Origin of the sequence: Streptomyces sp. HUAS YS2, assembly GCF_033343995.1 — a bacterium.
GTDB lineage: Bacteria > Actinomycetota > Actinomycetes > Streptomycetales > Streptomycetaceae > Streptomyces > Streptomyces solicathayae.
In genome coordinates this window covers 3,344,671-3,370,615 of record NZ_CP137573.1, presented here as the reverse complement: position 1 = coordinate 3,370,615, position 25,945 = coordinate 3,344,671, and the positions used below count along the sequence as shown (strand labels likewise).

General features: G+C 68.6%; 35 protein-coding genes and 1 pseudogene. 33 read left to right on the top strand and 3 right to left on the bottom strand.

Going from position 1 to position 25,945, the window contains the following annotated elements:
- The first annotated feature begins 124 nt into the window (after nucleotides 1-124).
- Nucleotides 125-1,318 carry an elongation factor Tu gene (gene tuf / locus R2D22_RS15285; RefSeq protein ID WP_318103828.1) on the top strand — a complete coding sequence of 398 codons (1,194 nt, stop codon included), beginning with the start codon at nucleotides 125-127 and terminating at the stop codon, nucleotides 1,316-1,318.
- A gap of 131 nt (nucleotides 1,319-1,449) precedes the next feature.
- Here tuf and R2D22_RS15280 read toward each other — a convergent pair whose 3' ends face one another.
- Entirely contained in the window at nucleotides 1,450-3,501 is a 2,052-nt protein-coding gene (locus tag R2D22_RS15280; RefSeq protein WP_318103827.1) for a PIG-L family deacetylase, read from the bottom strand.
- A gap of 199 nt (nucleotides 3,502-3,700) precedes the next feature.
- A pseudogene (locus R2D22_RS15275) lies at nucleotides 3,701-4,501 on the bottom strand (RNA repair domain-containing protein); the annotation flags it as partial.
- Between the two features lie 434 nt (nucleotides 4,502-4,935).
- Here R2D22_RS15275 and rpsJ point away from each other — a divergent pair.
- The 31 genes from rpsJ (at nucleotide 4,936) to truA (ending at nucleotide 23,230) form a co-directional block, all read left to right on the top strand.
- The gene (gene rpsJ, locus R2D22_RS15270) at nucleotides 4,936-5,244 is read left to right on the top strand and encodes a 30S ribosomal protein S10 (RefSeq protein WP_003948644.1); all 309 of its coding nucleotides are present in this window, start codon (nucleotides 4,936-4,938) and stop codon (nucleotides 5,242-5,244) included.
- A gap of 17 nt (nucleotides 5,245-5,261) precedes the next feature.
- A complete protein-coding gene (gene rplC / locus R2D22_RS15265; protein WP_318103825.1) occupies nucleotides 5,262-5,906 on the top strand; it encodes a 50S ribosomal protein L3 in 645 nt (214 codons plus the stop codon).
- Between the two features lie 4 nt (nucleotides 5,907-5,910).
- Entirely contained in the window at nucleotides 5,911-6,561 is a 651-nt protein-coding gene (gene rplD, locus R2D22_RS15260) for a 50S ribosomal protein L4 (RefSeq protein ID WP_318103823.1), read from the top strand.
- On the top strand, nucleotides 6,561-6,884 hold the full coding sequence (rplW, locus tag R2D22_RS15255; RefSeq protein WP_318103821.1) for a 50S ribosomal protein L23: 324 nt from the start codon (nucleotides 6,561-6,563) through the stop codon (nucleotides 6,882-6,884). The genes rplD and rplW overlap by 1 nt, the downstream gene beginning before the upstream one ends.
- Nucleotides 6,885-6,924: 40 nt before the next feature.
- A complete protein-coding gene (rplB, locus tag R2D22_RS15250) occupies nucleotides 6,925-7,761 on the top strand; it encodes a 50S ribosomal protein L2 (protein ID WP_318103819.1) in 837 nt (278 codons plus the stop codon).
- A gap of 12 nt (nucleotides 7,762-7,773) precedes the next feature.
- The gene (gene rpsS / locus R2D22_RS15245) at nucleotides 7,774-8,055 is read left to right on the top strand and encodes a 30S ribosomal protein S19 (protein WP_003992359.1); all 282 of its coding nucleotides are present in this window, start codon (nucleotides 7,774-7,776) and stop codon (nucleotides 8,053-8,055) included.
- Nucleotides 8,056-8,099: 44 nt separating this feature from the next.
- Nucleotides 8,100-8,447, top strand: a complete 348-nt coding sequence (gene rplV / locus R2D22_RS15240; RefSeq protein ID WP_004571827.1) for a 50S ribosomal protein L22 — start codon at nucleotides 8,100-8,102, stop codon at nucleotides 8,445-8,447.
- Nucleotides 8,447-9,277: a 30S ribosomal protein S3 gene (gene rpsC, locus R2D22_RS15235; protein ID WP_318103817.1), complete on the top strand. Its 831-nt coding sequence runs from the start codon at nucleotides 8,447-8,449 to the stop codon at nucleotides 9,275-9,277. Before rplV ends, rpsC begins: the two co-directional genes overlap by 1 nt.
- Before the next feature lie 5 nt (nucleotides 9,278-9,282).
- Entirely contained in the window at nucleotides 9,283-9,702 is a 420-nt protein-coding gene (gene rplP, locus R2D22_RS15230) for a 50S ribosomal protein L16 (protein WP_030745246.1), read from the top strand.
- Nucleotides 9,702-9,926: a 50S ribosomal protein L29 gene (gene rpmC, locus R2D22_RS15225; protein ID WP_030759371.1), complete on the top strand. Its 225-nt coding sequence runs from the start codon at nucleotides 9,702-9,704 to the stop codon at nucleotides 9,924-9,926. Before rplP ends, rpmC begins: the two co-directional genes overlap by 1 nt.
- The gene (gene rpsQ / locus R2D22_RS15220; protein ID WP_318103813.1) at nucleotides 9,926-10,210 is read left to right on the top strand and encodes a 30S ribosomal protein S17; all 285 of its coding nucleotides are present in this window, start codon (nucleotides 9,926-9,928) and stop codon (nucleotides 10,208-10,210) included. Before rpmC ends, rpsQ begins: the two co-directional genes overlap by 1 nt.
- Before the next feature lie 101 nt (nucleotides 10,211-10,311).
- Nucleotides 10,312-10,680 carry a 50S ribosomal protein L14 gene (gene rplN, locus R2D22_RS15215; protein ID WP_003956455.1) on the top strand — a complete coding sequence of 123 codons (369 nt, stop codon included), beginning with the start codon at nucleotides 10,312-10,314 and terminating at the stop codon, nucleotides 10,678-10,680.
- Between the two features lie 2 nt (nucleotides 10,681-10,682).
- Nucleotides 10,683-10,994 (top strand): 50S ribosomal protein L24, encoded by a 312-nt coding sequence (gene rplX, locus R2D22_RS15210; RefSeq protein WP_318103812.1) that lies wholly within the window; start codon nucleotides 10,683-10,685, stop codon nucleotides 10,992-10,994.
- On the top strand, nucleotides 10,991-11,548 hold the full coding sequence (rplE, locus tag R2D22_RS15205; RefSeq protein WP_104860432.1) for a 50S ribosomal protein L5: 558 nt from the start codon (nucleotides 10,991-10,993) through the stop codon (nucleotides 11,546-11,548). The genes rplX and rplE overlap by 4 nt, the downstream gene beginning before the upstream one ends.
- A 5-nt stretch (nucleotides 11,549-11,553) precedes the next feature.
- Complete coding sequence (locus R2D22_RS15200) at nucleotides 11,554-11,739, top strand: type Z 30S ribosomal protein S14 (protein WP_003948630.1); 186 nt, start codon at nucleotides 11,554-11,556, stop codon at nucleotides 11,737-11,739.
- Nucleotides 11,740-11,950: 211 nt separating this feature from the next.
- A complete protein-coding gene (rpsH, locus tag R2D22_RS15195; protein ID WP_188337378.1) occupies nucleotides 11,951-12,349 on the top strand; it encodes a 30S ribosomal protein S8 in 399 nt (132 codons plus the stop codon).
- Nucleotides 12,350-12,370: 21 nt separating this feature from the next.
- Complete coding sequence (gene rplF / locus R2D22_RS15190) at nucleotides 12,371-12,910, top strand: 50S ribosomal protein L6 (RefSeq protein WP_318103810.1); 540 nt, start codon at nucleotides 12,371-12,373, stop codon at nucleotides 12,908-12,910.
- 3 nt (nucleotides 12,911-12,913) lie between these two features.
- Nucleotides 12,914-13,297: a 50S ribosomal protein L18 gene (gene rplR / locus R2D22_RS15185; RefSeq protein ID WP_318103807.1), complete on the top strand. Its 384-nt coding sequence runs from the start codon at nucleotides 12,914-12,916 to the stop codon at nucleotides 13,295-13,297.
- 45 nt (nucleotides 13,298-13,342) lie between these two features.
- Nucleotides 13,343-13,945 (top strand): 30S ribosomal protein S5, encoded by a 603-nt coding sequence (gene rpsE / locus R2D22_RS15180; RefSeq protein WP_015035588.1) that lies wholly within the window; start codon nucleotides 13,343-13,345, stop codon nucleotides 13,943-13,945.
- Nucleotides 13,945-14,127: a 50S ribosomal protein L30 gene (gene rpmD, locus R2D22_RS15175; protein WP_005313525.1), complete on the top strand. Its 183-nt coding sequence runs from the start codon at nucleotides 13,945-13,947 to the stop codon at nucleotides 14,125-14,127. The genes rpsE and rpmD overlap by 1 nt, the downstream gene beginning before the upstream one ends.
- A 1-nt stretch (nucleotide 14,128) precedes the next feature.
- Entirely contained in the window at nucleotides 14,129-14,584 is a 456-nt protein-coding gene (gene rplO, locus R2D22_RS15170; RefSeq protein ID WP_318103801.1) for a 50S ribosomal protein L15, read from the top strand.
- A gap of 247 nt (nucleotides 14,585-14,831) precedes the next feature.
- On the top strand, nucleotides 14,832-16,151 hold the full coding sequence (gene secY, locus R2D22_RS15165; protein WP_318103799.1) for a preprotein translocase subunit SecY: 1,320 nt from the start codon (nucleotides 14,832-14,834) through the stop codon (nucleotides 16,149-16,151).
- A complete protein-coding gene (locus R2D22_RS15160; RefSeq protein WP_318103797.1) occupies nucleotides 16,151-16,798 on the top strand; it encodes an adenylate kinase in 648 nt (215 codons plus the stop codon). Before secY ends, R2D22_RS15160 begins: the two co-directional genes overlap by 1 nt.
- A 97-nt stretch (nucleotides 16,799-16,895) precedes the next feature.
- Nucleotides 16,896-17,747: a type I methionyl aminopeptidase gene (gene map, locus R2D22_RS15155; RefSeq protein WP_318103796.1), complete on the top strand. Its 852-nt coding sequence runs from the start codon at nucleotides 16,896-16,898 to the stop codon at nucleotides 17,745-17,747.
- A gap of 1,234 nt (nucleotides 17,748-18,981) precedes the next feature.
- Nucleotides 18,982-19,203, top strand: a complete 222-nt coding sequence (gene infA, locus R2D22_RS15150; protein WP_003956442.1) for a translation initiation factor IF-1 — start codon at nucleotides 18,982-18,984, stop codon at nucleotides 19,201-19,203.
- A gap of 63 nt (nucleotides 19,204-19,266) precedes the next feature.
- The gene (gene rpmJ, locus R2D22_RS15145; protein ID WP_003956441.1) at nucleotides 19,267-19,380 is read left to right on the top strand and encodes a 50S ribosomal protein L36; all 114 of its coding nucleotides are present in this window, start codon (nucleotides 19,267-19,269) and stop codon (nucleotides 19,378-19,380) included.
- 190 nt (nucleotides 19,381-19,570) lie between these two features.
- Nucleotides 19,571-19,951, top strand: coding sequence for a 30S ribosomal protein S13 (rpsM, locus tag R2D22_RS15140; RefSeq protein WP_017239590.1), 381 nt, complete (start codon nucleotides 19,571-19,573; stop codon nucleotides 19,949-19,951).
- Between the two features lie 68 nt (nucleotides 19,952-20,019).
- Nucleotides 20,020-20,424: a 30S ribosomal protein S11 gene (gene rpsK / locus R2D22_RS15135; protein ID WP_003956432.1), complete on the top strand. Its 405-nt coding sequence runs from the start codon at nucleotides 20,020-20,022 to the stop codon at nucleotides 20,422-20,424.
- A gap of 229 nt (nucleotides 20,425-20,653) precedes the next feature.
- Nucleotides 20,654-21,676, top strand: a complete 1,023-nt coding sequence (locus tag R2D22_RS15130; protein ID WP_003966937.1) for a DNA-directed RNA polymerase subunit alpha — start codon at nucleotides 20,654-20,656, stop codon at nucleotides 21,674-21,676.
- A gap of 135 nt (nucleotides 21,677-21,811) precedes the next feature.
- Complete coding sequence (rplQ, locus tag R2D22_RS15125) at nucleotides 21,812-22,282, top strand: 50S ribosomal protein L17 (RefSeq protein ID WP_318103795.1); 471 nt, start codon at nucleotides 21,812-21,814, stop codon at nucleotides 22,280-22,282.
- An 87-nt stretch (nucleotides 22,283-22,369) separates the two neighbouring features.
- Nucleotides 22,370-23,230, top strand: coding sequence for a tRNA pseudouridine(38-40) synthase TruA (gene truA / locus R2D22_RS15120; RefSeq protein WP_318103793.1), 861 nt, complete (start codon nucleotides 22,370-22,372; stop codon nucleotides 23,228-23,230).
- Here the strand turns inward: truA and R2D22_RS15115 are convergent.
- Nucleotides 23,198-24,121 carry a hypothetical protein gene (locus tag R2D22_RS15115; protein ID WP_318103792.1) on the bottom strand — a complete coding sequence of 308 codons (924 nt, stop codon included), beginning with the start codon at nucleotides 24,119-24,121 and terminating at the stop codon, nucleotides 23,198-23,200. The two genes, truA and R2D22_RS15115, sit on opposite strands and share 33 nt — an antisense overlap.
- Nucleotides 24,122-24,177: 56 nt before the next feature.
- On the opposite strand from R2D22_RS15115, the gene R2D22_RS15110 reads away from it, so the two are divergent.
- Entirely contained in the window at nucleotides 24,178-25,800 is a 1,623-nt protein-coding gene (locus R2D22_RS15110; RefSeq protein ID WP_318103790.1) for an ABC-F family ATP-binding cassette domain-containing protein, read from the top strand.
- The last annotated feature ends 145 nt before the right edge of the window (nucleotides 25,801-25,945 follow it).

The window sequence follows — 25,945 nt, the reverse complement described above, 5'->3', positions numbered from 1 at the left end:
TGACCCGACCGCCGGGGTGACGACCCCGAACCCGGAGCACCGGACCCCGGCGGCCGGCATCCCAGCAAAGATCACCTGGCGCCGATGAGTAAGGCGTACAGAACCACTCCCCAGGAGGACCCCAGTGGCGAAGGCGAAGTTCGAGCGGACTAAGCCGCACGTCAACATCGGCACCATCGGTCACATCGACCACGGTAAGACGACCCTCACGGCCGCCATTACCAAGGTGCTGCACGACGCGTACCCGGACCTGAACGAGGCCTCGGCCTTCGACCAGATCGACAAGGCTCCCGAGGAGCGCCAGCGCGGTATCACGATCTCGATCGCGCACGTCGAGTACCAGACCGAGTCGCGTCACTACGCGCACGTCGACTGCCCCGGTCACGCGGACTACATCAAGAACATGATCACGGGTGCCGCGCAGATGGACGGCGCCATCCTCGTGGTCGCCGCCACCGACGGCCCGATGCCGCAGACCAAGGAGCACGTGCTCCTGGCCCGCCAGGTCGGCGTTCCGTACATCGTCGTCGCCCTGAACAAGGCCGACATGGTGGACGACGAGGAGATCCTGGAGCTCGTCGAGCTCGAGGTGCGTGAGCTCCTCTCCGAGTACGAGTTCCCGGGCGACGACCTGCCGGTCGTCAAGGTCTCGGCGCTCAAGGCGCTCGAGGGCGACAAGGAGTGGGGCCAGTCGGTCCTGAACCTGATGGCCGCCGTCGACGAGGCGATCCCGCAGCCCGAGCGTGACGTCGACAAGCCGTTCCTGATGCCGATCGAGGACGTCTTCACGATCACCGGTCGCGGTACGGTCGTCACCGGCCGTATCGAGCGTGGTGTCCTGAAGGTCAACGAGACCGTCGACATCGTCGGTATCCGTCCGGAGAAGACCACCACCACGGTCACCGGCATCGAGATGTTCCGCAAGCTGCTCGACGAGGGCCAGGCCGGTGAGAACGTCGGTCTGCTCCTCCGTGGCATCAAGCGCGAGGACGTCGAGCGCGGCCAGGTCATCATCAAGCCGGGCTCGGTCACGCCGCACACCAACTTCGAGGCCCAGGCCTACATCCTGTCGAAGGACGAGGGTGGTCGTCACACCCCGTTCTTCAACAACTACCGCCCGCAGTTCTACTTCCGTACCACGGACGTGACCGGCGTCGTGACCCTCCCCGAGGGCACCGAGATGGTCATGCCGGGCGACAACACCGCCATGTCCGTCGAGCTGATCCAGCCCGTCGCCATGGAGGAGGGCCTCAAGTTCGCCATCCGTGAGGGTGGCCGGACCGTCGGCGCCGGCCAGGTCGTCAAGATCACGAAGTAATTCGTGTTCTGACCTGGTAGCTCGCTGAGCTCCAACGCAAGGGCCCCGCACCGAGAGGTGCGGGGCCCTTCGCGTTGTCCGCAGCCGGCGGTGTCCGGGGCCAGGGGTCCGGGGGCCGGTGGGGGAGCCGCTCAGCCCGTGGCCGGGTGCTCCGGCCGCCAGGTCCAGGGATGCGCGTCCGCCCCTATGCCGACGGCGACCGCACCCTGGGGCGTCAGCCGCAGGGCGGAGTCCCCGAGGGCCACGACTCCCTGCGTACGGGTGTGCAGCGACCCGCCCCGGCGCAGCTGCACCCGGCCGCGCAGGTCCCGCCCGAGCAGGACCGTGCCGCGGACGTCCGCGGCCGCGGTCACCGCGCCGTACCCGTCGAACGCGGCGGTACGGGCCCGGCCGCCGGTCGCCGGCACCGTCAGCAGCTCCTTCGTCGCCGGGGCCCGGAAGTACAGCTCCACGGCCGCGGCCGTGGCGACCGCCCCGACCGGGTCGCCCGCCCCCGGCAGCGGCGCCGCCGCGACCCCGTCCACCCAGTGCCGGATCTCCTCGCGGCCCGCGGCGAACAGGTGCACCCGCCCCCGCCCGTCCACGAGCGCCCGCAGCCCGTCCTGGACCTCCTCGTCCCCGGGCAGGGTCCGCCACCGCTCCCAGGAGCCGTCGGCCCGCCGCACCCGCGTCGAGACGCCCTTGTCCGCGTTGCGCACGAAGAGGTGGACGCGGCCGTCCGGCGCCGCCACCGCGACCGGGACACCGATGCGCCGGCCGCGGTCGTCGCCGCGCTCCGGGTTGTCCAGTCCCTTCCAGGCGAGGAACGGGCCGCCGGGGGAGCGCTGCTCCAGCAGCACGATCTCGCGGCGGTTCGGCCCGCCGTGCCCGCCGAGCGCGGCGAACCGCAGTCCGAACAGGAGCACCCGTCCGTCGGCGAGCGTCGCGGAGCCCAGGGCGGGCGCCAGCGGCCCGCCGCCGAGGTCCTCCGGCTCGCCCCACAGCCCGCCGCCGGGCGCGTTCTCGCGCCAGCGCACCGCCCGCAGGCCGAGCACGCCGTACGCGGTGAGCCGGCCGTCCTCCTCGGCGACGACGGCCGGGCCGGTGCCGGGGTAGCGGTAGTGGGTGGCCCGCACCCAGCCCTTGACGTTCTTCAGCGGGCGGTCGCCGCCGACGCTGTAGTCGCCGCAGCCGGACGGGTTGCCGCACTTCCAGGAGGCGTCGCCGCCGTACGGGACGAGGCGCGCGGCCTTCTCCCGGAGCACCTGCGGCGGGAGGTTCTTCGGCCAGTGGCGGTTGTAGTAGCCGCGGAAGGCGGTGGCCGCGAAGGCCGGGACGGTGCCGCCTGCCTTGGTGGCCTCGGCGACCCGGCGGACCATCGCGGCCCAGCTGAAGGAGGCGACGGCGGTGTGGTCGCCGTGGTCGGAGTAGCCGGGCTGCTCGCTGTCGAACTTCCGGGTCTTCTCGTCGCTGTGCTGGATGTCCGGGTCCGGGTCCAGGGTGTGGATCACGGTGGGCCGGTAGGTCTCCATCAGCCCGGCGAGGACGTCGACGAGCTTGTCGTAGTCGTACGTCTCGGCCTTCAGGACGGGGGAGTCGGTGGCGATCACCGTCCGCAGCTCCAGCTTGCGGTCGCTCCACAGCGCCGGCAGCGCCATCCAGCGGCGCGGCGTGTGCATCGGCAGGTTGAGGAAGACCAGGTCGACCCGGCGGGCGCCGTTGGTGAGCGTGTTGATCTCGGCGCGCCGGCCGCCGCGGAGGGTGACGAGGTCCTTCCGCCAGGGCGTGAAGCGGCCCAGGCCGATGGCCTCGGCGTAGGACTGGCGCAGGCCCTGGTGGCGGGCGGAGGAGTACGCGGGCGGGTCGGCGGGGGTGTCCGTCCGGCCGCGGCCGGGGATGTGGTTCCTGCCGTCGTGCTCGCCCGCGGTGACGTAGACGCAGAGCAGCGGGATGCCCGCGTCGATCATCCGGCGGGCGTCGGGGTTCATGAAGTACAGGTCGTCGTCCGGGTGGGCGGCGATCTGCATCAGCTGCGTGTGGCGGGAGCCGGCGATGGCCAGGCCCGGCGCGGGGTCGGCGGCGGGGGCCTTGCGGCGTGGCCGGGGGACGGAGCAGCCGGCGAGGGCGGCCAGCGAGAGGGCGGCGGCGGACGCGACGACGCTGCGCCGCCGGACGCGGGTGGGCTCGGGTATGACTGCGTCCACTGTCCTGCTCCGTCCGCTTCCCCCGCAGCGGTCCGGCGCGTGGCGGTGCCCCCGTACTGCGTACTGCTGACCTCGGTGTCTGCCGGCAGGGCCGGTCGAAGCCGAGTGCCGCGTCTGACTAGACGGTGCCGGGCGGTCCGGGGTTGCCCGGAACCGCCGGATTCTCCTGGGGAGGGGCCTGCGGGCGGGCCGCGGGGCGGACCTCGCCGGTGCCGAGGTGGACGCGGGCGCGTACCTCCATCGGTCCGTCGTCGCGGCGGGAGAGCAGGACGAGCTCGTCGACACGGGCGGTCATGGGGCCGAGCAGGGACTCCGCCGTGCGGACGAGGGGGTGCGGGTCGGGGCTGCGGCCGAGGGAGAGGTGCGGGGTGTAGCCGTGCGAGCGGCCGCCGCAGAGCGGGAAGCGGAGCTCCAGGGATTCACGCAGCCGGGCCCAGGGCTCCTCGCCGGCGGCGGCCGGGTCGAGCCAGACGGTGGCGTCCTCGCGGTGCCCGAACCAGTGCACGCCCTCCAGGCGGGCGGTGAACGGCGGGGTCTCCGCGACAGCCGCCGCGACCAGCGGAGCGGCCCGTACGAACTCCGCCTCGGGGACGAAGCCGAACAGCACGTTGACGTGCGGCGGCCAGCGGCGGATCTGCCGGTCGTGCGTCCGGCGGATGTGCTGGATCGGCGGCCACAGCTCGGCGGGCGGCAGCCAGGCGACGGCGGTGCGGTGCGAGGGCGGCACGGCGAGGACGTCGGAGGGGGAGGGGTCGGGGCCGACGAGGCCACGGACGGTCTCGTCGAGCCGGTCGACGCCGGTGGCCCGGTCCCAGACGACCCGCCCGTCCGCCTCGAAGAACACCACCCGGTGCCAGGGGATCTCCCCGCCCGGTACGAAGTCCGGCAGCGCGACCCGCTTCGGCGGCGCCCCACGCTCGGCGATCCCCATGACGAACCGCTCGGGATCGAACCGCGGGTCCCACAGCACCCGGTGGTAGATCTCGTCGCTGGTGTGCATGGCCGGCACCTGCCCCGCTCGGCTGTTCGTGCCCCGCGTGTACCCCGACGTGACGTGGGGTACAGTCTTCCGCCCCGATTGGCGGCGGCTATGGCCGGTATGGCAGACTGTCGGGGTTGCTCGGTTGAGTGCCGATGCTGCGCGCCTCCCGCCGGGAGGACCGGAAGCGAGTCCCACAGTACTCGTCGCCCCTGCTCAGGAGCGGACGTACGGGAATCTTCCGGGAAGTGTCAGCGGGGCGCCGACCAGGCACCCGGTGGGTGTTCGTACCCCTGGCTTCGCGGGTTTCTGGGCCCGTACCCCCTTGGTTGGGAAATCTCTAGGGATTTCTACGTAGAGGGAGTGCGACACGCCCGACCGCGTGGGTCGGAGGTCGAGTCGGTAGATCCCCCGGGTTCCAGAGCGTTGACGAGACAAAGGACTACTGAGTAGCCATGGCGGGACAGAAGATCCGCATCCGGCTCAAGGCCTACGACCACGAGGTCATCGACTCCTCGGCGAAGAAGATCGTCGAGACGGTGACGCGTACTGGTGCGTCGGTCGCGGGCCCGGTGCCGCTGCCCACTGAGAAGAACGTGTACTGCGTCATCAAGTCGCCGCACAAGTACAAGGACTCGCGCGAGCACTTCGAGATGCGCACGCACAAGCGCCTGATCGACATTCTCGACCCGACGCCGAAGACCGTTGACTCCCTGATGCGACTCGACCTCCCGGCCGGTGTCGACATCGAGATCAAGCTCTGAAGGCCGGTGATCTGAGAATGGCTAAGCAGATCAAGGGCATCCTGGGCGAGAAGCTCGGCATGACGCAGGTCTGGGACGAGAACAACCGCGTTGTTCCCGTGACCGTCGTCAAGGCCGGCCCGAACGTCGTGACCCAGGTCCGTACGAACGACATCGACGGCTACGAGTCGGTCCAGATCGCCTTCGGCGAGATCGACCCGCGCAAGGTGAACAAGCCCCTCAAGGGTCACTTCGCCAAGGCCGACGTCACCCCGCGCCGCCACCTGGTGGAGCTCCGCACCGCTGACGCCTCCGAGTACACGCTCGGCCAGGAGATCACCGCCGAGGTCTTCGAGGCCGGCGTGAAGGTCGACGTCACCGGTAAGAGCAAGGGCAAGGGCTTCGCCGGTGTCATGAAGCGCCACAACTTCCGTGGTGGCAAGGCCTCCCACGGTGCCCACCGCGTGCACCGCAAGCCCGGTTCGATCGGTGGCTGCGCCACTCCGGGCCGCGTCTTCAAGGGCATGCGCATGGCCGGCCGCATGGGCAACGAGCGCGTGACCACCCAGAACCTGACCGTTCACGCCGTTGACGCGGAGAAGGGCCTGCTCCTGATCAAGGGTGCGGTTCCTGGTCCGAACGGCGGCCTCGTCCTGGTCCGCACCGCGGCCAAGGGGGCCTGAGGATATGAGCACCATTGACATTCTGTCGCCCTCCGGCGACAAGACCGGGACCGTCGAGCTCCCGGCCGAGATCTTCGAGGCCAAGGTCAGCATCCCGCTGATCCACCAGGTCGTCGTCGCGCAGCTGGCCGCCGCCCGTCAGGGCACGCACAAGGTCAAGACGCGTGGCGAGGTCCGTGGTGGTGGCAAGAAGCCTTACCGCCAGAAGGGCACCGGCCGCGCCCGTCAGGGTTCGACCCGCGCCCCGCAGTTCGCCGGTGGTGGCGTCGTGCACGGTCCCGTGCCGCGTGACTACTCGCAGCGCACCCCCAAGAAGATGAAGGCCGCCGCCCTCCGCGGTGCCCTCTCCGACCGGGCGACCCACTCCCGCATCCACGTCGTCACCGGCGTGGTCGAGGGTGGCATCTCCACCAAGGCCGCCAAGACGCTGTTCGGCAAGATCTCGGAGCGCAAGAACGTGCTCCTGATCGCCGAGCGCTCCGACGAGGCCGCGTGGCTGTCCGCCCGCAACCTGCCCCAGGTCCACATCCTGGAGCCGGGCCAGCTGAACACGTACGACGTGATGCGATCCGACGACGTGGTCTTCACCCAGGCCGCCCTCGAGTCCTTCGTGTCTGGCCCCAAGGCCGCTGACAACGAAGGGAGCGAGGCCTGATGTCCGAGGCCACGATCACCAGCAAGACCTTCACGGACCCGCGCGACGTCCTCGTCAAGCCGGTTGTCTCCGAGAAGAGCTACGCGCTGCTGGACGAGAACAAGTACACGTTCATCGTCGCGCCCGGCGCCAACAAGACCCAGATCAAGCAGGCCGTCGAGGCGGTCTTCTCGGTCAAGGTCACCGGGGTCAACACGATCAACCGCCAGGGCAAGCGCAAGCGCACCCGCACCGGTTTCGGCAAGCGCAAGGACACCAAGCGCGCCATCGTGACCCTCGCTGAGGGCAACCGTATCGACATCTTCGGCGGTCCGACCGCCTAAGGGCGGTCTGGATCGTCCGGAATCGGACGAGGACTGAGAAATGGGAATCCGCAAGTACAAGCCGACTACGCCGGGCCGTCGTGGCTCCTCCGTAGCCGACTTCGTCGAGATCACGCGGTCCACGCCGGAGAAGTCGCTGGTCCGCCCGCTGCACAGCAAGGGTGGCCGTAACAACACCGGTCGTGTGACCGTCCGTCACCAGGGCGGTGGCCACAAGCGCGCCTACCGTGTGATCGACTTCCGTCGTCACGACAAGGACGGCGTGCCGGCCAAGGTCGCTCACATCGAGTACGACCCGAACCGCACCGCTCGCATCGCGCTGCTCCACTACGCGGACGGCGAGAAGCGCTACATCATCGCCCCGCGTGGCCTCACGCAGGGTGACCGGATTGAGAACGGCCCTGGCGCCGACATCAAGCCCGGCAACAACCTGGCCCTCCGTAACATCCCGGTCGGTACCACGATCCACGCGATCGAGCTCCGTCCCGGCGGTGGCGCCAAGTTCGCCCGTTCCGCGGGTGCCTCCGTGCAGCTGCTGGCGAAGGAGGGCACGATGGCCCACCTTCGTATGCCGTCCGGTGAGATCCGTCTCGTCGACGCCCGCTGCCGCGCCACGATCGGCGAGGTCGGCAACGCCGAGCAGTCGAACATCAACTGGGGCAAGGCCGGCCGCAAGCGCTGGCTGGGCGTCCGCCCGACCGTTCGCGGTGTGGCGATGAACCCGGTTGACCACCCGCACGGTGGTGGTGAGGGCAAGACCTCCGGTGGTCGCCACCCGGTCTCCCCGTGGGGTCAGAAGGAGGGTCGTACTCGTTCGCCCAAGAAGGCGTCGAACAAGTACATCGTCCGCCGCCGCAAGACGAACAAGAAGCGCTAGGAGCGGGTTTAGATGCCGCGCAGTCTCAAGAAGGGGCCCTTCGTCGACGACCACCTCATCAAGAAGGTGGACGCCCAGAACGAAGCCGGCACCAAGAACGTCATCAAGACCTGGTCCCGTCGCTCCATGATCGTGCCGGCCATGCTCGGCCACACGCTCGCGGTGCACAACGGCAAGACCCACATCCCGGTGTTCGTCACCGAGTCGATGGTCGGCCACAAGCTCGGCGAGTTCTCGCCGACGCGCACCTTCCGGGGTCACGTCAAGGATGACCGGAAGTCGAAGCGCCGCTAGTAGCGGATCGCATTCAGACACGTAAGTAACTGAGAGGGACAACCATGGAAGCCAGGGCCCAGGCGCGGTACATCCGCGTTACGCCCATGAAGGCCCGCCGCGTGGTGGACCTGATCCGTGGCATGGATGCCACGGAGGCTCAGGCTGTTCTGCGATTCGCTCCGCAGGCAGCCTCTGTGCCGGTCGGCAAGGTGCTCGACAGCGCCATCGCCAACGCCGCGCACAACTACGACCACACGGACGCCTCTTCGCTGGTCATCAGCGAGGCGTACGTCGACGAGGGTCCGACCCTGAAGCGGTTCCGTCCGCGTGCCCAGGGCCGTGCCTACCGGATCCGCAAGCGGACCAGCCACATCACCGTGGTCGTCAGCAGCAAGGAAGGAACCCGGTAATGGGCCAGAAGGTTAACCCGCATGGGTTCCGGCTCGGCATCACCACGGACTTCAAGTCCCGGTGGTACGCCGACAAGCTGTACAAGGACTACGTCAAGGAAGACGTCGCCATCCGTCGGATGATGACGTCCGGCATGGAGCGCGCCGGCATCTCGAAGGTTGAGATCGAGCGCACCCGTGACCGTGTGCGGGTGGACATCCACACCGCGCGTCCCGGCATCGTCATCGGCCGCCGTGGCGCCGAGGCCGACCGCATCCGCGGCGACCTCGAGAAGCTCACCGGCAAGCAGGTCCAGCTGAACATCCTCGAGGTCAAGAACCCCGAGGTCGACGCTCAGCTCGTGGCCCAGGCCGTTGCCGAGCAGCTGTCCTCCCGCGTCTCCTTCCGTCGGGCCATGCGCAAGAGCATGCAGTCCGCCATGAAGGCCGGCGCCAAGGGCATCAAGATCCAGTGTGGTGGCCGTCTCGGCGGCGCCGAGATGTCCCGCTCGGAGTTCTACCGCGAGGGTCGTGTGCCGCTGCACACGCTGCGCGCGAACGTCGAGTACGGCTTCTTCGAGGCCAAGACGACCTTCGGCCGCATCGGCGTGAAGGTCTGGATCTACAAGGGCGACGTCAAGAACATCGCCGAGGTCCGCGCCGAGAACGCTGCTGCCCGCGCGGGCAACCGCCCGGCCCGTGGCGGCGCTGACCGTCCGGCCGGCCGCGGTGGCCGCGGTGGCGAGCGTGGCGGTCGCGGTCGCAAGCCGCAGCAGGCTGCTGCCGAGGCCCCCAAGGCCGAGGCTCCCGCCGCCGCTCCGGCTGCTGAGAGCACCGGAACGGAGGCCTGACCGAAATGCTGATCCCCCGTAGGGTCAAGCACCGCAAGCAGCACCACCCGAAGCGCAGCGGTATGTCCAAGGGTGGTACGCAGGTTGCGTTCGGCGAGTACGGCATCCAGGCCCTCACTCCGGCGTACGTGACCAACCGCCAGATCGAGGCGGCGCGTATCGCGATGACCCGCCACATCAAGCGTGGCGGCAAGGTCTGGATCAACATCTACCCGGACCGTCCCCTCACCAAGAAGCCGGCCGAGACCCGCATGGGTTCCGGTAAGGGTTCCCCCGAGTGGTGGATCGCGAACGTCAAGCCCGGTCGGGTGATGTTCGAGCTGTCCTACCCGAACGAGAAGATCGCACGTGAGGCTCTGACTCGCGCGGCCCACAAGCTGCCGATGAAGTGCCGGATCGTCAAGCGCGAGGCAGGTGAAGCGTGATGTCGGCCGGTACCAAGGCGTCCGAGCTGCGCGAGCTGGGCAACGAGGAGCTTGTTGCCAAGCTCCGCGAGGCCAAGGAAGAGCTGTTCAACCTCCGCTTCCAGGCGGCGACCGGTCAGCTCGAGAACCACGGCCGTCTCAAGGCGGTCCGTAAGGACATCGCCCGGATCTACACCCTGATGCGGGAGCGCGAGCTCGGCATCGAGACGGTGGAGAACGCCTGATGAGCGAGAGCAACGTGACTGAGAACAAGACCGAGCGCGGTTTCCGCAAGACCCGCGAGGGTCTGGTCGTCAGCGACAAGATGGACAAGACCGTCGTCGTCGCCGTCGAGGACCGTGTGAAGCACGCGCTGTACGGCAAGGTCATCCGCCGTACGAACAAGCTCAAGGCGCACGACGAGCAGAACGCCGCGGGTGTCGGCGACCGTGTCCTCATCATGGAGACCCGGCCGCTGTCCGCCACGAAGCGCTGGCGCATCGTCGAGATCCTCGAGAAGGCCAAGTAATCCCTCCTAGGGGGACCCCCTAGGAACAGTTCCGCCAGGCTCGGCCGGGGCTTCCTCGTGAAGCCCCGGCCGGGAACCGGCAGACAAATCAGGAGATAGACGTGATCCAGCAGGAGTCGCGACTGCGTGTCGCCGACAACACTGGTGCCAAGGAGATCCTTTGCATCCGTGTTCTCGGTGGCTCGGGTCGCCGCTACGCGGGCATCGGTGACGTCATCGTCGCCACCGTCAAGGACGCGATCCCCGGTGGCAACGTGAAGAAGGGTGACGTCGTCAAGGCGGTCATCGTTCGCACCGTCAAGGAGCGCCGCCGCCAGGACGGCTCGTACATCCGCTTCGACGAGAACGCCGCTGTCATTCTCAAGAACGACGGCGACCCTCGTGGCACCCGTATCTTCGGCCCGGTCGGCCGTGAGCTGCGCGAGAAGAAGTTCATGAAGATCATCTCGCTCGCGCCGGAGGTGCTGTAAGCATGAAGATCAAGAAGGGCGACCTGGTCCAGGTCATCACCGGTAAGGACAAGGGCAAGCAGGGCAAGGTCATCTCGGCCTTCCCCCGCGAGAACCGCGTCCTGGTCGAGGGTGTCAACCGGGTCAAGAAGCACACCAAGGCCGGCCCGTCGCAGGCCGGTGGCATCGTCACGACCGAGGCTCCGGTCCACGTCTCCAACGTCCAGCTGGTCGTGGAGAAGGACGGCAAGAAGGTCGTCACGCGTGTCGGTTACCGCTTCGACGACGAGGGCAACAAGATCCGCGTTGCCAAGCGGACGGGTGAGGACATCTGATGGCTACCACCACTCCGCGTCTCAAGACGAAGTACCGCGAGGAGATCGCGGGCAAGCTGCGTGAGGAGTTCTCCTACGAGAACGTCATGCAGATCCCCGGCCTCGTGAAGATCGTGGTGAACATGGGTGTCGGCGACGCCGCCCGTGACTCCAAGCTGATCGACGGTGCGATCCGCGATCTCACCACGATCACCGGTCAGAAGCCGGCCGTCACCAAGGCCCGCAAGTCCATCGCGCAGTTCAAGCTGCGTGAGGGTCAGCCGATCGGTGCCCACGTCACGCTCCGTGGCGACCGCATGTGGGAGTTCCTGGACCGCACCCTGTCGCTCGCGCTGCCGCGCATCCGCGACTTCCGTGGCCTGTCCCCCAAGCAGTTCGACGGCCGTGGCAACTACACCTTCGGTCTCACGGAGCAGGTCATGTTCCACGAGATCGACCAGGACAAGATCGACCGTGTCCGGGGTATGGACATCACCGTGGTCACCACGGCGACCAACGACGACGAGGGCCGTGCCCTTCTGCGTCACCTCGGCTTCCCGTTCAAGGAGGCGTAAGCGAGATGGCGAAGAAGGCTCTCATCGCGAAGGCTGCTCGCAAGCCCAAGTTCGGTGTGCGTGGCTACACGCGCTGCCAGCGCTGTGGTCGTCCCCACTCCGTGTACCGCAAGTTCGGCCTGTGCCGCGTGTGCCTTCGTGAGATGGCTCACCGTGGCGAGCTGCCGGGCGTGACCAAGAGCTCCTGGTAGTCCCTGCTTTTCAGGGATGACCGGAGTCTCTCGGTAAGTATTGGGTTGGCGGTTGCCCATCCCTCCATGGCTTAGGCTAGGAGGGTTGGGCGTCCGCCGCCCTACCGACTTACTACGCCGTAGGTCCCCGCGCCGCACCCGTCCCGCCCCTGTGTGGGGAGAGGGATGGCGCATACAGGAAACCCCGGCGAGAGAGGCCGAAGGCCAATTCATGACCATGACTGATCCGATCGCGGACATGCTGACTCGTCTGCGTAACGCGAACTCGGCGTACCACGACACCGTGGCGATGCCGCACAGCAAGATCAAGTCTCACATCGCGGAAATCCTCCAGCAGGAGGGCTTCATCACGGGCTGGAAGGTCGAGGACGCCGAGGTCGGCAAGAACCTCGTCCTCGAGCTCAAGTTCGGTCCGAACCGTGAGCGCTCCATCGCGGGCATCAAGCGGATCTCGAAGCCCGGCCTCCGGGTTTACGCGAAGTCCACCAACCTGCCGAAGGTTCTCGGCGGCCTGGGCGTGGCGATCATCTCCACGTCCCACGGTCTCCTGACCGGCCAGCAGGCGCAGAAGAAGGGCGTGGGTGGGGAAGTCCTCGCCTACGTCTGGTAGTCGGGAACGGAGGAATAGCTAATGTCGCGTATTGGCAAGCTCCCCATCACGGTTCCCGCCGGCGTGGACGTCACCATCGAGGGCCGCACGGTCACGGTCAAGGGTTCCAAGGGCACCCTGACCCACACCGTCGCCGCGCCGATCGAGATCGTTAAGGGCGAGGAGGGCGTTCTCAACGTCACCCGTCCGAACGACGAGCGTCAGAACAAGGCCCTTCACGGCCTGTCCCGCACGCTGGTGGCCAACATGATCACCGGTGTGACCCAGGGGTACACGAAGGCGCTCGAGATCAGCGGTGTCGGTTACCGCGTCGCCGCGAAGGGCTCCAACCTGGAGTTCCAGCTCGGTTACAGCCACTCGATCCTGGTGGAGGCGCCCGAGGGCATCTCCTTCAAGGTCGAGTCGCCGACCAAGTTCTCGGTCGAGGGCATCGACAAGCAGAAGGTCGGCGAGGTCGCCGCCAACATCCGCAAGCTTCGCAAGCCCGACCCGTACAAGGCCAAGGGCGTGAAGTACGCGGGCGAGGTCATCCGCCGCAAGGTCGGAAAGGCTGGTAAGTAAGCCATGGCATACGGTGTGAAGATCGCCAAGGGCGACGCTTACAAGCGCGCTGCCAAGGCGCGTCGCCACATGCGCATCCGCAAGCACGTGTCGGGTACGGCGGAGCGTCCGCGCCTCGTCGTGACGCGTTCCAACCGCGGTATCACCGCTCAGGTCATCGACGACCTCAAGGGCCACACCCTTGCGTCCGCGTCGAACCTGGACGCGTCGATCCGCGGTGGCGAGGGTGACAAGTCCGCGCAGGCCAAGCAGGTCGGAGCCCTGGTCGCCGAGCGCGCCAAGGCCGCCGGCGTCGAGGCCGTCGTGTTCGACCGTGGTGGCAACAGGTACGCCGGGCGCATTGCCGCTCTGGCTGACGCCGCCCGCGAAGCCGGGCTGAAGTTCTAAGCCCCGGTTCCGGGACTAACGGACGTAACAGAGAGAGGTAATCCAATGGCTGGACCCCAGCGCCGCGGCAGCGGTGCCGGTGGCGGCGAGCGGCGGGACCGGAAGGGTCGCGACGGTGGCGCTGCCGCCGAGAAGACCGCGTACGTTGAGCGCGTTGTCGCGATCAACCGCGTCGCCAAGGTTGTCAAGGGTGGTCGCCGCTTCAGCTTCACCGCGCTGGTCGTGGTGGGCGACGGTGACGGCACCGTAGGTGTCGGTTACGGCAAGGCCAAGGAAGTTCCCGCGGCCATCGCCAAGGGCGTGGAAGAGGCCAAGAAGAACTTCTTCAAGGTCCCCCGCATCCAGGGCACCATCCCGCACCCGATCCAGGGCGAGAAGGCCGCGGGCGTCGTCCTGCTCAAGCCGGCTTCCCCCGGTACCGGTGTTATCGCCGGTGGCCCGGTGCGCGCCGTGCTCGAGTGCGCCGGCGTTCACGACATCCTGTCGAAGTCGCTCGGCTCCGACAACGCGATCAACATCGTGCACGCGACCGTGGAGGCCCTGAAGGGCCTGCAGCGTCCCGAGGAGATCGCGGCTCGCCGTGGTCTGCCGCTCGAGGACGTCGCCCCCGCGGCTCTGCTTCGTGCACGTGCGGGAGCGGGTGCGTAATGGCCCGTCTCAAGATCACGCAGACGAAGTCGTACATCGGCAGCAAGCAGAACCACCGCGACACCCTGCGTTCGCTCGGGCTCAAGCGCCTGAACGACGTGGTCGTCAAGGAGGACCGCCCCGAGTTCCGCGGAATGGTGCACACCGTCCGCCACCTCGTGACGGTCGAGGAGGTCGACTGACATGGCGGAGCAGAACCCGCTGAAGGTCCACAACCTCCGTCCCGCCCCGGGCGCCAAGACCGCCAAGACCCGTGTGGGTCGTGGTGAGGCGTCGAAGGGTAAGACGGCCGGTCGTGGTACGAAGGGCACGAAGGCCCGCTACCAGGTTCCGGAGCGCTTCGAGGGTGGGCAGATGCCCCTCCACATGCGCCTCCCGAAGCTGAAGGGCTTCAAGAACCCCTTCCGCACCGAGTACCAGGTCGTGAACCTGGACAAGCTCGGCGCTCTCTACCCCGAGGGTGGAGAGGTCACGGTGGCCGACCTGGTCGCCAAGGGCGCGGTGCGCAAGAACAGCCTCGTCAAGGTGCTCGGCACCGGCGAGATCACCGTGGCGCTGCAGGTGACGGTCGACGCCGTCTCCGGCTCCGCCAAGGAGAAGATCGCCGCCGCCGGCGGCACCGTCACCGAGCTCGTCTGAGCCTCGGCACGACAGCACTGAGCCTGGCCGGTTCCCCCTCGGGGGAGCCGGCCAGGCTTGTTTGCGATGCATGCCGGGTCCCGGCTCCTCGGCGGACGTTTCCCGCTCGCCGTGGGGGCGGGTATGGTAGCCGCTGTTAGCTTGCCCGGCAGTCTGCGCTCAGAGCGTGGGACTGCCGTGTTCTGTACCCCGCTCACTTACAAACCGTCACCTCACGCGCTCTCACGCGGGGGTCGCAGGAGGCACCGTGCTCACCGCGTTCGCCCGGGCGTTCAAGACGCCCGACCTGCGCAAGAAGCTGCTCTTCACGCTCGGCATCATCGTGCTGTACCGGCTCGGAGCACACATCCCGGTGCCCGGCGTCGACTACTCCTCGGTCCAGCAGTGCGTGGACGAGGCGAGCCAGGGCAACAACAGCCTGTTCGGCCTGGTGAACATGTTCAGCGGCGGCGCGCTGCTGCAGATCACCATCTTCGCGCTCGGCATCATGCCGTACATCACGGCGAGCATCATCCTTCAGCTGCTGACCGTCGTCATCCCGCGTCTGGAGGCCCTCAAGAAGGAGGGTCAGTCCGGCACCGCCAAGATCACGCAGTACACGCGTTATCTGACGGTCGCCCTGGCGATCCTCCAGGGCACCGGTCTGGTCGCGACGGCCCGTACCGGCGCGCTCTTCAGCGGCTGCTCCGTCGCCGGGCAGGTCGTGCCGGACCAGTCGATCTTCACCACTGTGACAATGGTCATCACGATGACCGCGGGCACCGCCTTCGTCATGTGGCTCGGCGAGCTGATCACCGACCGCGGCATCGGCAACGGCATGTCGATCCTGATGTTCATCTCGATCGCGGCCGGTTTCCCCGGCGCGCTCTGGAAGATCAAGGTCGAGGGCGACCTGGCCGACGGCTGGATCGAATTCGGCACCGTGATCCTCGTCGGATTCGCGATGGTCGGTCTCGTGGTCTTCGTCGAGCAGGCCCAGCGCCGTATCCCGGTGCAGTACGCGAAGCGGATGATCGGCCGCAGGTCCTACGGCGGAACGTCCACTTATATCCCTCTCAAGGTGAACCAGGCGGGTGTGATTCCTGTCATCTTCGCCTCGTCGCTGCTCTACATCCCGGCCTTGATCGCGCAGTTCTCGAACTCGACGGCGGGCTGGAAAACCTGGATCGAAGCCCACTTCGTCAAGGGTGACCACCCCTACTACATCGCCGCGTACTTCCTTCTGATCGTGTTCTTCGCCTTCTTCTATGTGGCGATCTCGTTCAACCCCGAGGAAGTCGCGGACAACATGAAGAAGTATGGTGGCTTCATCCCGGGTATCCGGGCTGGTCGACCTACTGCCGAGTACCTGAGCTACGTGCTCAACCGGATCACTTGGCCGGGCTCGCTGTATCTGGGTCTGATCGCTCTTGTGCCGACGATGGCGTTGGCAGGCTTCGGTGGCGCCAATGCCAACTTCCCGTTCGGCGGGACGAGCATCCTCATCATCGTGGGTGTGGGGCTGGAGACCGTGAAGCAGATCGAGAGCCAGCTCCAGCAGCGCAATTACGAAGGGTTCCTCCGCTGATGCGAATCGTCCTCGTCGGACCGCCCGGGGCCGGTAAGGGTACGCAGGCCGCGTTCCTTGCCAAGAACCTGGACATCCCGCACATCTCCACGGGCGACCTGTTCCGCGCCAACATCTCGCAGGGCACGGAGCTGGGTCTGAAGGCCAAGGCGTTCATGGACGCCGGCGACCTGGTGCCCGACGAGGTGACCATCGGGATGGCCAAGGACCGCATGGAGCAGCCGGACGCCGCGAACGGCTTCCTGCTCGACGGGTTCCCGCGGAACGTGGCCCAGGCCGAGGCGCTCGACGTGGTGCTCAAGGCCGAGGACATGCAGCTGGACGCGGTCCTGGACCTGGAGGTCCCCGAGGACGAGGTCGTGAAGCGGATCGCGGGTCGCCGCATCTGCCGCAACGACAGTGCGCACGTGTTCCACGTGACGTACAACGCACCGAAGACCGAGGGCGTCTGCGACGTCTGTGGCGGTGAGCTCTTCCAGCGCAGCGACGACTCCGAGGAGACCGTCCGCAAGCGCCTGGAGGTCTACCACACGCAGACCGAGCCGATCATCGACTACTACCGGGCGCAGAACCTGGTCGTGACGATCTCGGCGCTCGGCAAGGTGGACGAGGTCACGGCGAAGGCCATGGCCGCGCTCAAGAAGTAACCCTGGTTCGTGCGATACGGCCGCGGTGCCCCTCGGGGATGCCGCGGCCGTATCGTTGTTCTGTCCCCGGTACGCGTAAGGAAAGGCCCCCGTCACGATGGTGCAGATCAAGACCCCCGAGCAGATCGCGAAGATGCGCGAGGCGGGGCTGGTCGTCGCCGCCATCCACGCGGCCACGCGTGAGGCGGCCGTGCCGGGCGCCACGACGAAGGACCTGGACGAGGTCGCCCGCAAGGTGATCGCGGACCACGGCGCGAAGTCGAACTTCCTCGGGTACGGCGGGTTCCCCGCGACCATCTGCACCTCGGTGAACGAGGTCGTGGTCCACGGCATCCCGGACGGGAAGACCGTCCTCAAGGACGGCGACATCATCTCCATCGACGCCGGCGCGATCGTCGACGGCTGGCACGGCGACGCCGCGTACACCGCCTTCGTCGGCACCGGTCACGCGCCGGAGCTGGTCGAGCTCTCCCGGGTGACCGAGGAGTCGATGTGGGCCGGCATCGCGGCCATGAAGCTCGGCGGCCGGCTGGTCGACATCTCCAAGGCGATCGAGTCGTACATCAAGCGCCAGCCGCGTCCGCCGGTCGGCGACCACAGCCTCGGCAAGTACGGGATCGTCGAGGACTACGGCGGCCACGGCATCGGCACCGAGATGCACATGGACCCGCACCTGCTGAACTACGTCTCCCGCAAGCGCGGCAAGGGCCCGAAGCTGGTCCCCGGCTTCTGCCTGGCCATCGAGCCGATGGTCTCGCTCGGCACCCCGCGCACCGAGGTCCTCGCGGACGACTGGACCGTCATCACGACGGACGGCACCTGGTCCTCGCACTGGGAGCACTCCGTCGCCCTCACGGAGGAGGGCCCGCTGGTCCTCACGGCCGTCGACGGCGGCAAGGCGAAGCTGGCGGAGCTGGGCGTCGTAGCCGCTCCCGACCCGCTGGGCTAGCCGCGCCGGTTTTGCGGACCTGGCCCACTTCGTGGGCCGCCGGTCGGAGGCCGGCGCAGCGGCCCGAAGCTTGTGAGGCGCCCCAGGGCGCCGATCCCGCGAGGGGCGCGTCGTGGATGGGTCGGCGGCAAGGCGAAGCTGGCGGAGCTGGGCGTCGTAGCCGCTCCCGACCCGCTGGGCTAGCCGCGCCGGTTTGCGGACCTGGCCCACTTCGTGGGCCGCCGGTCGGAGGCCGGCGCAGCGGCCCGAAGCTTGTGAGGCGCCCCAGGGCGCCGATCCCGCGAGGGGCGCGTCGGGGATGGGTCGGCGGCAAGGCGAAGCTGGCGGAGCTGGGCGTCGTAGCCGCTCCCGACCCGCTGGGCTAGCCGCGCCGGTTTTGCGGACCTGGCCCACTCCGTGGGCCGCCGGTCGGAGGCCGGCGCAGCGGCCCGAAGCTTGTGAGGCGCCCCAGGGCGCCGATCCCGCGAGGGGCGCGTCGTGGATGGGTCGGCGGCAAGGCGAAGCTGGCGGAGCTGGGCGTCGTAGCTGCTCCCGACCCGCTGGGCTAGCCGCGCCGGTTTGCGGACCTGGCCCACTTCGTGGGCCGCCGGTCGGAGGCCGGCGCAGCGGCCCGAAGCTTGTGAGGCGCCCCAGGGCGCCGATCCCGCGAGGGGCGCGGCGGGGATGGGTCGGCGGCAAGGCGAAGCTGGCGGAGCTGGGCGTCGTAGCTGCTCCCGACCCGCTGGGCTAGCCGCGCCGGTTTGCGGACCTGGCCCACTCCGTGGACCGCCGGTCGGAGGCCGGCGCAGCGGCCCGAAGCTTGTGAGGCGCCCCAGGGCGCCGATCCCGCGAGGGGCGCGGCGGGGATGGGTCGGCGGCAAGGCGAAGCTGGCGGAGCTGGGCGTCGTAGCCGCTCCCGACCCGCTGGGCTAGCCGCGCCGGTTTGCGGACCTGGCCCACTCCGTGGACCGCCGGTCGGAGGCCGGCGCAGCGGCCCGAAGCTTGTGAGGCGCCCCAGGGCGCCGATCCCGCGAGGGGCGCGTCGGGGATGGGTCGGCGGCAAGGCGAAGCTGGCGGAGCTGGGCGTCGTAGCTGCTCCCGACCCCCTCGCGTAACGATCTTCCGCGTTGGGCAGACTGGACGGATTCGTCTTTTCCAGGGGCCTGACGTAGACTGATGCGTCGGCTCTCGTGTACCCGTGTGTCCGCATACGAAGGCGAGAGTCGATCAAGGTAGCCGATTCGAAGGGCGAAGCGTGGCCAAGAAGCAAGGTGCCATCGAAATCGAGGGCACCGTGATCGAGTCCCTGCCGAACGCCATGTTCAAGGTAGAGCTCCAGAACGGTCACAAGGTCCTCGCGCACATCTCCGGCAAGATGCGGATGCACTACATCCGAATCCTTCCGGACGACCGGGTCGTCGTGGAGCTCTCTCCGTACGACCTGACGCGTGGCCGGATCGTCTACCGGTACAAGTAGATCTTGCCCGCACCCCGCCTTCGTGCGCGGGTGGTGGCACTGACCCGGAGAACCTCACATCCCATGAAGGTCAAGCCGAGCGTCAAGAAGATCTGCGACAAGTGCAAGGTGATCCGCCGTCACGGCCGGGTCATGGTCATCTGCGACAACCTGCGCCACAAGCAGCGCCAGGGCTGACGCACGCCGACCGACCTGCATTTCAGCAGTTCTTCGCGCGACGCATAGCAATTCGTACATACGCAGAGCCCGTCGGGCCGTGATCCACGGCTGACGGCACCTCCGGCGGGGGCCGGGGACCCGATTCGTACCTCGTACGGCGGTCGGGAGCGGTTCTGCAGCAGACCCCCGAGTACACAGGAGCCATTGAATGGCACGCGTTTCCGGTGTCGACATCCCGCGTGAAAAGCGTGTGGTGGTCGCACTCACCTACGTCTTCGGTATCGGGCGCACCCGGTCCGAGGAGATCCTCGCCTCCACCGGCGTGAACCCGTCCACCCGTGTCCGCGACCTTGCCGAGGAAGACCTCGTCAAGATCCGCGAGTACGTGGACGCCAACCTTCAGACCGAGGGTGACCTCCGCCGCGAGATCGCCGCCGACATCCGCCGCAAGGTCGAGATCGGCTGCTACCAGGGTCTGCGTCACCGCCGTGGCCTGCCGGTCCGCGGTCAGCGCACCAGCACGAACGCTCGTACCCGCAAGGGCCCGCGTCGCGCCATCGCCGGCAAGAAGAAGCCGGGCAAGAAGTAGTCCGCAGCGGACTCGCTCTCCAGCGGTCTTGCGCTGTAGGACCGACCACCTCCCCGTAGGAGTTATAGATGCCCCCCAAGGGTCGTCAGGGCGCTGCCAAGAAGGTGCGCCGCAAGGAAAAGAAGAACGTCGCTCACGGCCACGCGCACATCAAGAGCACGTTCAACAACACGATCGTCTCGATCACGGACCCGTCCGGCAACGTGATCTCCTGGGCCTCCGCCGGCCACGTCGGCTTCAAGGGCTCGCGCAAGTCCACCCCGTTCGCCGCGCAGATGGCCGCCGAGTCGGCCGCGCGTCGCGCGCAGGAGCACGGCATGCGCAAGGTCGACGTCTTCGTCAAGGGTCCCGGCTCCGGCCGTGAGACCGCGATCCGCTCCCTCCAGGCCACCGGCCTCGAGGTCGGCTCGATCCAGGACGTCACCCCCACCCCGCACAACGGCTGCCGCCCGCCGAAGCGCCGCCGCGTCTGACGCACGGCTCAGGCACGGACCGGCAGCCTGCTGGGGGTCCGGGGGTTGTCCCCCGGGACATCGCAGTACGGCTGCCGCCCGCCGAAGCGCCGCCGCGTCTGACGCAGCGACGCCTGTGCGTCTTTGAGTGGCCGGGCGGTACGTCCCCGTAGGGGGCGTGCCGCCCGTACCCTTGCAGTACCTGTCGGACGTCAAATAGTGGGCGTCCACAAACGAAGGAATCACAGACATGCTTATCGCTCAGCGTCCTTCGCTGACCGAAGAGGTCGTCGACGAGTTCCGCTCCCGGTTCGTCATCGAGCCGCTGGAGCCGGGCTTCGGCTACACCCTCGGCAACTCCCTCCGCCGCACCCTCCTCTCGTCGATCCCCGGCGCTGCTGTCACCAGCATCCGCATCGACGGTGTCCTGCACGAGTTCACCACCGTGCCGGGTGTCAAGGAGGACGTCACCGACCTCATCCTGAACATCAAGCAGCTGGTCGTCTCCTCGGAGCACGACGAGCCGGTCGTGATGTACCTGCGCAAGCAGGGCCCGGGTCTGGTCACCGCCGCCGACATCGCGCCCCCGGCCGGTGTCGAGGTGCACAACCCCGACCTGGTCCTCGCCACCCTCAACGGCAAGGGCAAGCTGGAGATGGAGCTGACCGTCGAGCGCGGTCGCGGCTACGTCTCCGCCGTGCAGAACAAGCAGGTGGGCCAGGAGATCGGCCGTATCCCGGTCGACTCCATCTACTCGCCGGTGCTCAAGGTCACGTACAAGGTCGAGGCGACCCGTGTCGAGCAGCGCACCGACTTCGACAAGCTGATCGTCGACGTCGAGACCAAGCAGGCCATGCGCCCGCGTGACGCCATGGCGTCCGCCGGCAAGACCCTGGTCGAGCTGTTCGGTCTGGCGCGCGAGCTCAACATCGACGCCGAGGGCATCGACATGGGCCCGTCCCCGACGGACGCCGCCCTGGCCGCCGACCTGGCGCTGCCGATCGAGGAGCTGGAGCTCACCGTTCGGTCGTACAACTGCCTCAAGCGCGAGGGCATCCACTCCGTGGGTGAGCTCGTGGCGCGTTCCGAGGCCGACCTGCTCGACATCCGCAACTTCGGTGCGAAGTCGATCGACGAGGTCAAGGCGAAGCTGGCCGGCATGGGCCTGGCCCTCAAGGACAGCCCGCCCGGATTCGACCCGACCGCCGCCGCCGACGCCTTCGGCGCCGACGACGACGCGGACGCGGGCTTCGTCGAGACCGAGCAGTACTGAAAGCTCGGGCCACACGGTCCGTACCCTCCGGGAGCGCCCTTCGGGGCCGCTCCCGGATCTCCGACAGGCGACCGCCTGCTCGGATACTGACCCCGGTACCTCATACGGCCGGGGCAGACACCAAGGAGAAACACCATGCCGCGTCCCGCGAAGGGTGCCCGCCTCGGCGGTTCCGCCGCGCACGAGAAGCTGCTCCTCGCCAACCTGGCGAAGTCGCTCTTCGAGCACGGCCGCATCACCACGACCGAGGCCAAGGCCCGTCGCCTGCGTCCGGTCGCCGAGCGCCTGATCACCAAGGCGAAGAAGGGCGACATCCACAACCGTCGCCTGGTGCTGCAGTCGATCACGGACAAGGGCGTCGTCCACACGCTCTTCACCGAGATCGCCCCGCGCTACTCCGAGCGCCCGGGTGGCTACACCCGCATCACCAAGATCGGCAACCGTCGTGGCGACAACGCCCCGATGGCCGTGATCGAGCTGGTCGAGGGTGAGATCGCCAAGAAGGCGACCGTCGCCGAGGCCGAGGCCGCTGCCAAGCGCGCCGTCAAGGAGGCCGACGAGGCCGCCAAGGCCGAGGAGACCACCGAGGACGCGCAGGACGCCTGAGCGTTCTGACGATCTCGTGGGCGGGCCCGCACCCCTCGGGGAGCGGGCCCGTTCCGCATGTACAGAGGTTTTGAGAGGATTTTCGGCGTGAGCGACGACGTGCAGCCCGGGTTCGTCCGCGTACGGCTCGATCTTTCGTACGACGGCAAGGACTTCTCCGGCTGGGCCAAGCAGGCCCGCGGGCAGCGAACCGTCCAGGGCGACATCGAGGACGCCCTGCGCACGGTGACCCGGTCCAAGGAGACGTACGAGCTGACCGTCGCCGGCCGCACCGACGCCGGCGTGCACGCGCGCGGCCAGGTCGCCCACGTCGACCTTCCCGTCGAGCTGTGGGCGGAGCACCGCGAGAAGCTGCTCCGGCGGCTCGCCGGGCGGCTCTCGCACGACGTACGGATCTGGAAGGTGGCGGAGGCCCCCAGCGGCTTCAACGCGCGTTTCTCGGCCGTCTGGCGCCGCTACGCCTACCGCGTCACCGACAACCCCGGCGGCGTCGACCCGCTGCTGCGCGGGCACGTCCTGTGGCACGACTGGCCGCTCGACATGGACGCCATGAACGAGGCCGCGACCGCCCTCGTCGGCGAGCACGACTTCGCCGCGTACTGCAAGAAGCGCGAGGGCGCGACGACCATCCGGACGCTCCAGGAGCTGCGCTGGGAGCGCCGCCCGGACGGCGTCCTGGAGGCCACGGTGAAGGCCGACGCCTTCTGCCACAACATGGTCCGCTCGCTGGTCGGCGCCCTGCTGTTCGTCGGGGACGGACACCGTCCCGTGGACTGGCCGGGCAAGGTCCTGGCGGCCGGTGTGCGGGACTCCGCGGTGCACGTCGTCCGCCCGCACGGCCTCACGCTCGAAGAGGTCGGCTACCCGGCCGACGAGCTCCTGGCCGCCCGCAATCTGGAGGCCAGGAACCGGCGGTCACTGCCCGGCGGGGGCGGTGGCTGCTGCTGACGCCTGCTGGCGGCCGCGGGCGTAGATCTGGTTGAAGGTGAAGTTCCCCAGGTCGTCGCTGGCCTTGAAGATCGGGGTGTCCTTCATCGTGACCTTCTTGCCGTTGGTGAAGCCGGCCTGGGTGAAGTACGCGTAGCGGCCGACCGCGTTCGCGCGGCGCAGGCAGACCGTGGAGCGGCAGAACTCCTTGACGCCGGCGCCGGCCAGCGGGGCGATGCCGCCCTTGGCCTGGGCCTTCGCCTTCAGGGCCTCGGCCTCGGTGGAGAAGATCGCGACGCCGACGGTGATCGCGACGCCGTCCTTGACGTACGTGGCGCGGATCACGCGGTCGCAGCCGTTCCGCTTCAGGATCTCGCCCAGGCCCGCCTGGCCCACGGAGGCGCAGTTCGTCGTGGAGGCCGTGGCGCCCTTCTGGTACGCCCGGCCGCTCATCGTCAGCTTCTTGCCGGGGAAGAGGCTGTCGGGGCTGATGGGCGCCTTGTCCTTGGCCTCGTTCGAGATGAAGTCCTTCGGGTTCGGCGGGGGCGGCGGGGCCACCGACGAGAAGGACGGCTGGGGCTCGGGGGAGTCCGTGGGGGAGGCCGGGGTCGTCGGGCCGTCGTTCTTGCCGTTCGCGACCGGGTCGTCGCCACCGGCCACGACCGCCGTGGCGACGATCGCGCCGACCACCAGGGTGGCCAGCGCGCCGCCGCCGATCATTATCCAGCGCTTACGGCGCGCCCGGGCGGCCGAGGCGTCGGCGAGCGCCCCCCAGTCCGGCGTCTGCCCGCCGGAGCCGAACGGCTGCTGCGGCTGCGACGGCGGCTGCGGCGATCCGAAGGGCGGCTGCCCGCCGAACGGTTGCTGCTGATTCTGCGGCTGCTGCGGCCACTGCGGTCCCCCAAAGCTCATGCCGCGCATCCTAATCCGGTTGGGATACGGGCGCTCCGGCGGCGACAATGCCGCTCATGGGACATGTCGAGGCCGCACATCTGGAGTACTACCTTCCCGACGGGAGGGTCCTCCTCGGGGACGCCTCCTTCCGGGTGGGGGAGGGCGCGGTCGTCGCGCTGGTCGGGGCCAACGGGGCCGGCAAGACGACGCTGCTCCGGATGATCTCCGGTGAGCTGCAGCCGCACGGCGGCACCGTCACCGTCAGCGGCGGCCTGGGCGTGATGCCGCAGTTCGTCGGCTCGGTGCGGGACGCGTCCACCGTCCGTGACCTGCTGGTCTCGGTGGCGCCCGCGCGGATCAAGGCCGCCGCGAAGGCGGTCGACGAGGCCGAGCACCTCATCATGACCGTCGACGACGAGGCCGCGCAGATGGCGTACGCGCAGGCCCTCAGCGACTGGGCGGAGGTCCAGGGGTACGAGTTCGAGACCCTCTGGGACATCTGCACGACCGCCGCGATGGGCGTGCCGTACGAGAAGGCCCAGTTCCGCGAGGTGCGCACGCTCAGCGGCGGCGAGCAGAAGCGGCTGGTCCTGGAGTACCTGCTGCGCGGCAACGACGAGGTGCTCCTGCTCGACGAGCCGGACAACTATCTGGACGTCCCCGGCAAGCGCTGGCTGGAGGAGCGGCTGCGGGAGACCCGCAAGACCGTGCTCTTCATCTCCCATGACCGGGAGCTGCTGTCCCGGGGCGCGCAGAAGATCGTGGCCGTCGAGCCGGGCCCGACCGGGTCCGACGTGTGGGTGCACGGCGGCGGCTTCGACACCTTCCACGAGGCGCGGCGGGAGCGGTTCGCGCGCTTCGAGGAGCTGAAGCGGCGCTGGGAGGAGAAGCACGCGCAGCTGAAGAAGCTGGTGATCAACCTGCGGCAGGCCGCCGCGGTCAGCCACGAGATGGCGTCCCGGTACGCCGCCGCGCAGACCCGGCTGAAGAAGTTCGAGGAGGCCGGCCCGCCGCCGGAGCCGCCGCGCGAGCAGGACATCCGGATGCGGCTGCGCGGCGGCCGCACCGGGGTACGGGCCTTCACGGCCGAGAACCTGGAGCTCACCGGCCTGATGAAGCCCTTCTCGCTGGAGATCTTCTACGGCGAGCGGGTCGCCGTCCTCGGCTCGAACGGCTCCGGCAAGTCGCACTTCCTGCGGCTGCTGGCGGGCGACCCGTCGGTGGCGCACACGGGGACGTGGAAGCTGGGCGCGCGGGTCGTGCCGGGCCACTTCGCGCAGACCCACGCCCACCCGGAGCTCTTCGGCCGCTCGCTCGTCGACATCCTGTGGGCGGACCACGCCAAGGACCGGGGCGCCGCGATGTCGATGCTGCGCCGCTACGAGCTGGAGCGCCAGGGCGACCAGCCCTTCGACAAGCTCTCCGGCGGCCAGCAGGCCCGCTTCCAGATCCTGCTCCTGGAGCTGGCGGGTACCACGGCGCTGCTCCTGGACGAGCCGACGGACAACCTGGACCTGGAGTCGGCGGAGGCGTTGCAGGACGGCCTTGAGTCCTACGAGGGGACCGTGATGGCGGTCACGCACGACCGCTGGTTCGCGAAGAGCTTCGATCGCTACCTGGTCTTCGGCTCGGACGGCGTCGTACGGGAGACGTCGGAGCCCGTGTGGGACGAGCGGCGGGTGGAGCGGGCGCGGTAGGGAGTGCGCGGCGGGGCCCGGGAGGGCCGCGGGGGGCCGCCGCGTTTTGACCCGCCGGGGGTGGCGCGGGTACCGTTGCGCTTTGTTGTGCGTATTGGCTTCGTCGTTCTCACGCGAAGGGCCGTTACGCCAAGTTCCCTGGAGC

Coding starts and splice junctions, on each gene's coding strand:
- rplQ (WP_318103795.1), top strand. CDS start 21,812: ATGCCGCGTCCCGCGAAGGGTGCCCGCCTCGGCGGTTCCGCCGCGCAC.
- rpsH (WP_188337378.1), top strand. CDS start 11,951: ATGACCATGACTGATCCGATCGCGGACATGCTGACTCGTCTGCGTAAC.
- rplX (WP_318103812.1), top strand. CDS start 10,683: ATGAAGATCAAGAAGGGCGACCTGGTCCAGGTCATCACCGGTAAGGAC.
- rplF (WP_318103810.1), top strand. CDS start 12,371: ATGTCGCGTATTGGCAAGCTCCCCATCACGGTTCCCGCCGGCGTGGAC.
- rplB (WP_318103819.1), top strand. CDS start 6,925: ATGGGAATCCGCAAGTACAAGCCGACTACGCCGGGCCGTCGTGGCTCC.
- rplC (WP_318103825.1), top strand. CDS start 5,262: ATGGCTAAGCAGATCAAGGGCATCCTGGGCGAGAAGCTCGGCATGACG.
- R2D22_RS15160 (WP_318103797.1), top strand. CDS start 16,151: ATGCGAATCGTCCTCGTCGGACCGCCCGGGGCCGGTAAGGGTACGCAG.
- rpsM (WP_017239590.1), top strand. CDS start 19,571: ATGGCACGCGTTTCCGGTGTCGACATCCCGCGTGAAAAGCGTGTGGTG.
- R2D22_RS15115 (WP_318103792.1), bottom strand. CDS start 24,121: ATGAGCTTTGGGGGACCGCAGTGGCCGCAGCAGCCGCAGAATCAGCAG.
- R2D22_RS15130 (WP_003966937.1), top strand. CDS start 20,654: ATGCTTATCGCTCAGCGTCCTTCGCTGACCGAAGAGGTCGTCGACGAG.
- rplR (WP_318103807.1), top strand. CDS start 12,914: ATGGCATACGGTGTGAAGATCGCCAAGGGCGACGCTTACAAGCGCGCT.
- rplP (WP_030745246.1), top strand. CDS start 9,283: ATGCTGATCCCCCGTAGGGTCAAGCACCGCAAGCAGCACCACCCGAAG.
- rplV (WP_004571827.1), top strand. CDS start 8,100: ATGGAAGCCAGGGCCCAGGCGCGGTACATCCGCGTTACGCCCATGAAG.
- map (WP_318103796.1), top strand. CDS start 16,896: ATGGTGCAGATCAAGACCCCCGAGCAGATCGCGAAGATGCGCGAGGCG.
- rpsS (WP_003992359.1), top strand. CDS start 7,774: ATGCCGCGCAGTCTCAAGAAGGGGCCCTTCGTCGACGACCACCTCATC.
- rpsC (WP_318103817.1), top strand. CDS start 8,447: ATGGGCCAGAAGGTTAACCCGCATGGGTTCCGGCTCGGCATCACCACG.
- rplO (WP_318103801.1), top strand. CDS start 14,129: ATGGCGGAGCAGAACCCGCTGAAGGTCCACAACCTCCGTCCCGCCCCG.
- rpsJ (WP_003948644.1), top strand. CDS start 4,936: ATGGCGGGACAGAAGATCCGCATCCGGCTCAAGGCCTACGACCACGAG.
- R2D22_RS15200 (WP_003948630.1), top strand. CDS start 11,554: ATGGCGAAGAAGGCTCTCATCGCGAAGGCTGCTCGCAAGCCCAAGTTC.
- rpsQ (WP_318103813.1), top strand. CDS start 9,926: ATGAGCGAGAGCAACGTGACTGAGAACAAGACCGAGCGCGGTTTCCGC.
- rplD (WP_318103823.1), top strand. CDS start 5,911: ATGAGCACCATTGACATTCTGTCGCCCTCCGGCGACAAGACCGGGACC.
- rplW (WP_318103821.1), top strand. CDS start 6,561: ATGTCCGAGGCCACGATCACCAGCAAGACCTTCACGGACCCGCGCGAC.
- R2D22_RS15110 (WP_318103790.1), top strand. CDS start 24,178: ATGGGACATGTCGAGGCCGCACATCTGGAGTACTACCTTCCCGACGGG.
- rpmJ (WP_003956441.1), top strand. CDS start 19,267: ATGAAGGTCAAGCCGAGCGTCAAGAAGATCTGCGACAAGTGCAAGGTG.
- rpmD (WP_005313525.1), top strand. CDS start 13,945: ATGGCCCGTCTCAAGATCACGCAGACGAAGTCGTACATCGGCAGCAAG.
- rpsE (WP_015035588.1), top strand. CDS start 13,343: ATGGCTGGACCCCAGCGCCGCGGCAGCGGTGCCGGTGGCGGCGAGCGG.
- rpsK (WP_003956432.1), top strand. CDS start 20,020: ATGCCCCCCAAGGGTCGTCAGGGCGCTGCCAAGAAGGTGCGCCGCAAG.
- rpmC (WP_030759371.1), top strand. CDS start 9,702: ATGTCGGCCGGTACCAAGGCGTCCGAGCTGCGCGAGCTGGGCAACGAG.